This is a genomic window from Pseudomonas sp. MF6394, assembly GCF_002018845.1.
Taxonomy (GTDB): Bacteria; Pseudomonadota; Gammaproteobacteria; order Pseudomonadales; family Pseudomonadaceae; genus Aquipseudomonas; species Aquipseudomonas lactis.
On sequence record NZ_MVOJ01000068.1, the window covers coordinates 1 to 4863 of the forward strand.

4 protein-coding genes are annotated in these 4863 nt (G+C 60.9%); 3 read left to right on the plus strand and 1 reads right to left on the minus strand.

Annotated elements, in window-relative coordinates:
- On the plus strand, window positions 1-95 hold a 95-nt coding region (locus MF6394_RS32650; protein WP_143501162.1), incomplete at its 5' end, for an IS3 family transposase.
- 463 nt (window positions 96-558) lie between these two features.
- On the opposite strand, the gene MF6394_RS32660 is transcribed toward MF6394_RS32650, so the two are convergent.
- The gene (locus MF6394_RS32660; protein ID WP_050516211.1) at window positions 559-858 is read right to left on the minus strand and encodes an ArsR/SmtB family transcription factor; all 300 of its coding nucleotides are present in this window, start codon (window positions 856-858) and stop codon (window positions 559-561) included.
- Window positions 859-948: 90 nt separating this feature from the next.
- Here MF6394_RS32660 and MF6394_RS32665 point away from each other — a divergent pair, with 90 nt between their 5' ends.
- Window positions 949-2040, plus strand: a complete 1092-nt coding sequence (locus MF6394_RS32665; RefSeq protein WP_044272383.1) for an NADH:flavin oxidoreductase/NADH oxidase — start codon at window positions 949-951, stop codon at window positions 2038-2040.
- Window positions 2041-2229: 189 nt separating this feature from the next.
- Window positions 2230-4359 (plus strand): TonB-dependent siderophore receptor, encoded by a 2130-nt coding sequence (locus tag MF6394_RS32670; protein WP_078468291.1) that lies wholly within the window; start codon window positions 2230-2232, stop codon window positions 4357-4359.
- The last annotated feature ends 504 nt before the right edge of the window (window positions 4360-4863 follow it).

Genomic DNA, 4863 nt, shown 5'->3' on the forward strand with positions numbered 1-4863 from the left:
AGGATTACATCGCCTACTACAACCAAGACCGCATAAGCCTCAGACTGAATGGCTTGAGTCCAGTACAATTTCGGACCCAGGCACTAAATCAATAGCGTCCCCTGTCCAACTTTCGGGGGGCAGTTCAACGGCGGCTCACTTTTGAAAAGCGCAAAAGTAAGCAAAACGCTCTTGCCCCACCACTCGGCACCTCGCCTAGGCTCGGTGTGCCCGTAATTCGCCAGTGATTTGGGGGGCCGCCGCCACGCGCCATCCATGGCGCGGGGCGGCTAAACCGGCATCCCTGCCGGTTTACCCCCCAAATCCCTGTCGAATTCCGGCCAGCGTGGTTTAACGGGGCGCCTAAGATCAAAAGCAGATCAAGAGCGACTCGCTTCGCATCGTGGTTACCGTCTGCTGTTACAACCCACAAGGTTGTGTAGATACCTATGGTCATCGCAGGCAAGCCAGCTCCCACATGTAGACCGCGGGGTGTCAGGGAGATGGGCGCCGGCTGGCAGGCCGTCACGGGAGCAAGCGTCCTCGCCACAGACTCAGCGTCGCGCCGAGGTTATGCGTCTAGCGCTGTGACAACACACTGGCCAGCAACCCAGGGAAGCGGCTCTCCAGCTCGTCACGGCGCAACGAGTTCATATGGGTGGTGCCCACATTGCGCGTGTGCACCAAGCCCGCATCGCGCAATACCCGGAAATGATGGGACATGCTGGACTTGGGCCGCCCCCCGTCCAGTTCGCCACAGGTCGCCTCTGGCACGTTGGCCAGGTAGCGCACGATGTCCAGGCGTACGGGGTCGCTCAAGGCGTACAGCACACGCTCAAGCGTCAATTCCAGCGGGGTAGGGTGTTTGAAGGCTCGCATGGGGCGGATCATAACAGGGGGGTAGCGTTCAATACCATAGTTCGATTACCATCGAACTATCGAATCACTCACCCCTTCCTGGAGCTCCCAATGTCGGCCTTGTTCGAACCGTTCAAACTTAAAGACGTGACCTTGCGCAATCGCATTGCTATACCACCGATGTGCCAGTACATGGCCGACGACGGCATGGTCAACGACTGGCACCACGTGCACCTGGCCGGCATGGCCCGTGGTGGTGCCGGCCTGCTGGTGGTCGAGGCCACTGCGGTTGCCCCTGAAGGGCGCATCACCCCAGGCTGCGCCGGCATCTGGAGCGACGCCCACGCCGAGGCATTCGTGCCGATGGTCAAAGCGATCAAGGCCGCAGGTTCGGTGCCGGGCATTCAGATCGCCCACGCCGGCCGCAAAGCCAGCGCCAACCGCCCCTGGGAAGGTGATGACCACATCCCGGCCTCTGATTCCCGCAGTTGGGAAACCATCGCCCCGTCTGCCATCGCGTTCGGTGCCAACCTGCCCAACGTACCGCGTGCCATGACCCTTGAAGACATCGCCCGCGTGCAGCAGGACTTCGTCGACGCGGCTCGTCGTGCTCGCGATGCCGGCTTTGAATGGATCGAGTTGCACTTCGCCCACGGCTACCTGGGTCAGAGCTTTTTCTCCGAGCATTCCAACCAGCGTACCGATGCCTACGGTGGCAGCTTCGACAACCGCAGCCGCTTCCTCCTCGAAACCCTGGCTGCAGTGCGTGAAGTCTGGCCGGAAAACCTGCCGCTCACCGCCCGGTTCGGTGTGATCGAATACGACGGCCGTGATGAGCAGACCCTCACCGAGTCCATCGAACTGGCCCGCCGTTTCAAGGACGGTGGCCTGGACCTGCTGAGCGTCAGCGTCGGCTTTACTATTCCTGACACCAACATTCCTTGGGGCCCGGCCTTCATGGGCCCGATTGCTGAGCGTGTACGCCGTGAAGCCGGTATCCCGGTGACGTCAGCCTGGGGCTTCGGCACGCCGCAACTGGCCCAAGGCGCGTTGCAGGCCGGGCACCTGGACCTGGTTTCGGTAGGTCGGGCACATTTGGCCGACCCACATTGGGCCTACTTTGCCGCCAAGGAGTTGGGCGTGGACAAGTCTTCCTGGACCTTGCCGGCACCTTACGCGCATTGGTTGGAACGCTATCGCTGAGGTAAGCCTGCGCGTTGCATGAGCCACTCGATTGAGTGGCTTTTTTTCGCCTGTTGTTTTTCGCGACCTAAGCGGCGAAAAATAACAAATGAGAACCGATATCAAACGAGAATGCCCTGATATATGATGCGCGGCGAATTCTTGGCAGGTTTGCCGTCCCATCTGGCTCATTCACTAGGTTCCACACCCATGCGTCGTACCCTGATTTCCATCTGCGTGCTCCAGGCGTTTTCCCCCTTCGCGTGGTCAGAGCAGGTGCCTGCCGAGAGTGCCAGTATCGAGCTGCAAGCGACCAATGTCACCGCCACTGCGGACTTTGAGTCGGCCCAAGGCCCCGTGCAGGGCTACCACGCCACACGCTCAGTCAGTGCGACGCGCACCGACACCTCTATTCATGAAACCCCGCAGTCCATCAGCGTAGTGTCCAAGGACGTGGTTGAAGACCTCGGTGCAACGCGCCTGCAGGATGCCCTTGACTACGCCGGCGGCGTGGGTCGTGCCAACAACTTCGGCGGGCAGGGCCTGACCACCTTTACCGTGCGCGGCTTCACCACCGGTGAGTTCTACCGCAATGGGTTCCCGATCAACCGCGGTTACCCGAACATGCCGGACGCCAACACCATCGAGCGTCTTGAAGTGCTGCGCGGCCCCGCGACCATGCTCTACGGCCGTGGCGACCCGGGCGGTACCTTCAATGTGGTGTCCAAGCAGCCGCTGGCCGAACGCACCGTCACCCTGGGTAGCCAGCTCAATGACCAGGGCATGAAGCGCGGCACCCTGGATGCCTCCGGCCCGCTGGACGATGAAGGCCGCCTGGCCTATCGCCTGAACGTAGTGGGCGAGGGCGGCGACACCTTCCGCGATCACGTCGAGACGGAACGCTACGGCGTGACGCCGGTGATTACCTGGCAGGCCACCGATGACACCAAGGTGACCTTCGAAGGCGATTTCATGCGCAACAACCACCCGCTGGACCGCGGCCTGACGCGCTTCCCCAATCAGCGCGGTACCCCTTCGCGCGACACGTTCTGGGGCGACAAGGACGCCGGCAAGCTGCACAACGACAACAACATGGCGCAACTGCGTTTTGAGCATGCGCTGAACGACAACTGGACTCTGGGCGGCGGCTTCCAGTGGTTGGACGGTAGCTTGAAAGGCAATGCCATCGAAGCCAACGGGCCGGGCAGCCTGGGCGCCGATGGCCGCACCCTGCAACGCAACTTCAACTATCGCAAGCTGGAATGGACCGACAAGGATTACCAGCTCAACTTGACCGGGCACTTCTCCACTGGCGGCTTCGATCACACGCTGCTCACCGGTATCGAGTACGAGGATTACGACTACAAATCGATCATCCAGCGTTCAAGCGCCGTTGCGGGTACTTACCCGATCGATATCTTTGATCCGGTGTACGGTCAAACCCGTCCGGCGCTGACCCGTACGCCGACCCACGATAAAGAGAACCTCAAGACCTACGCGGCCTTCGTACAGGACCAGGTCGCGCTCACCGAACGTCTGAAAGTACTGGCCGGTGCGCGCTTTGAGCGTTTCGAGCATGATTACCAGAACTATGTAGGTAAAAGCTGGCAGGCCGCCGACAACGCTGTCACTCCGCGCTTGGGGGTGATTTACGACCTCACCGACACCGTCGCGGTGTATGCCGATGCCGCGCGTTCGTTCAAGCCCAACACCGGTGCTAGCCGCGAAGGTGGTGGTTTTGCGCCGGAGAAGGGCAAGTCCTACGAGATGGGCGTCAAGTGGGAGGCGCTGGACCGGCAGTTGAGCGTGGATGCGGCGATCTATCAGATCGAGAAGAAGAACGTGCTGACCACAGACCCCGTGGACAATACCTTCAGTGTCGCGGCTGGCCAGGTGCGCAGCCGTGGATTTGACCTGAACGTGGCAGGCAACCTCACGCCCGAATGGCGCGTGATCGGCGGCTACGCCTACGTAGATGCCGAAGTCACCCGTGATAACACCCTGCGTTCAGGCACGCGCTTGATGAACATCCCGCGCAACAGCTTCAGCCTGCTCAACGTCTACGAGTTCCAGGACGGCGCGCTCAAAGGCCTGGGCCTGGGCGTCGGCGGCAAGTACGTCGACCAGCGCGCCGGCCAGACTGCTAACACGGCATTCTCCATGGACGCTTATACCGTGGTCGACTTGCTCGGCTACTACAAGGTCAATGAGCGGGTGCGTCTGAACCTGGATGTGAAGAACCTGTTCAACCGCGAGTATGAAGAGGGCGCGTTCGGCAATATCTACGCCTACCCCGGTGCACCGCGTACCGTGCAGGTGGGCATCGCCTATACCCTATGATGAACAACTGCGATATGTGGGAGCTGGCTTGCCTGCGATGACGGCCTGCCAACCGACGCCTACTACCTGAAACCCCACGGTCCAACTGTGGGAGCTGGCTTGCCTGCGAAGACGGCCTGCCTGCCAACGCCCACTACCTGACACCCCACGGTCCAACTGTGGGAGCGGGCTTGCTCGCGAAGGCGGCCTGGCAGTCAACACAGTTGGATTGTGTGCATATCCATTGCTGCGGTAACGGCTACTTAGGGTTCCGCCCTGACGGCGGCTCACTTTTGAACAGCGCAAAAGTAAGCAAAACGCTCTTGCCCCACCACTCGGCACCTCGCTTGGGCTCGGTGTGCCCGTAATCCGCCAGCGTGGTTTGACGGGGCGCCTAACGGCGTTTTTCAAGGTAGTTGTCGCGTCCACCGTCGCGCTACGCGATTTTTATTACCACGGTCAGTTCCCTTTCAGGGTTCAGATACACCGTCCCGATAGGGTTCCAGTTGCGTGTCTCTCCTGACC

What these genes read in the sequence shown, in the direction of transcription:
- MF6394_RS32660 (WP_050516211.1), bottom strand. Translation starts at nt 858, where the DNA reads ATGCGAGCCTTCAAACACCCTACCCCGCTGGAATTGACGCTTGAGCGT.
- MF6394_RS32665 (WP_044272383.1), top strand. Translation starts at nt 949, where the DNA reads ATGTCGGCCTTGTTCGAACCGTTCAAACTTAAAGACGTGACCTTGCGC.
- MF6394_RS32670 (WP_078468291.1), top strand. Translation starts at nt 2,230, where the DNA reads ATGCGTCGTACCCTGATTTCCATCTGCGTGCTCCAGGCGTTTTCCCCC.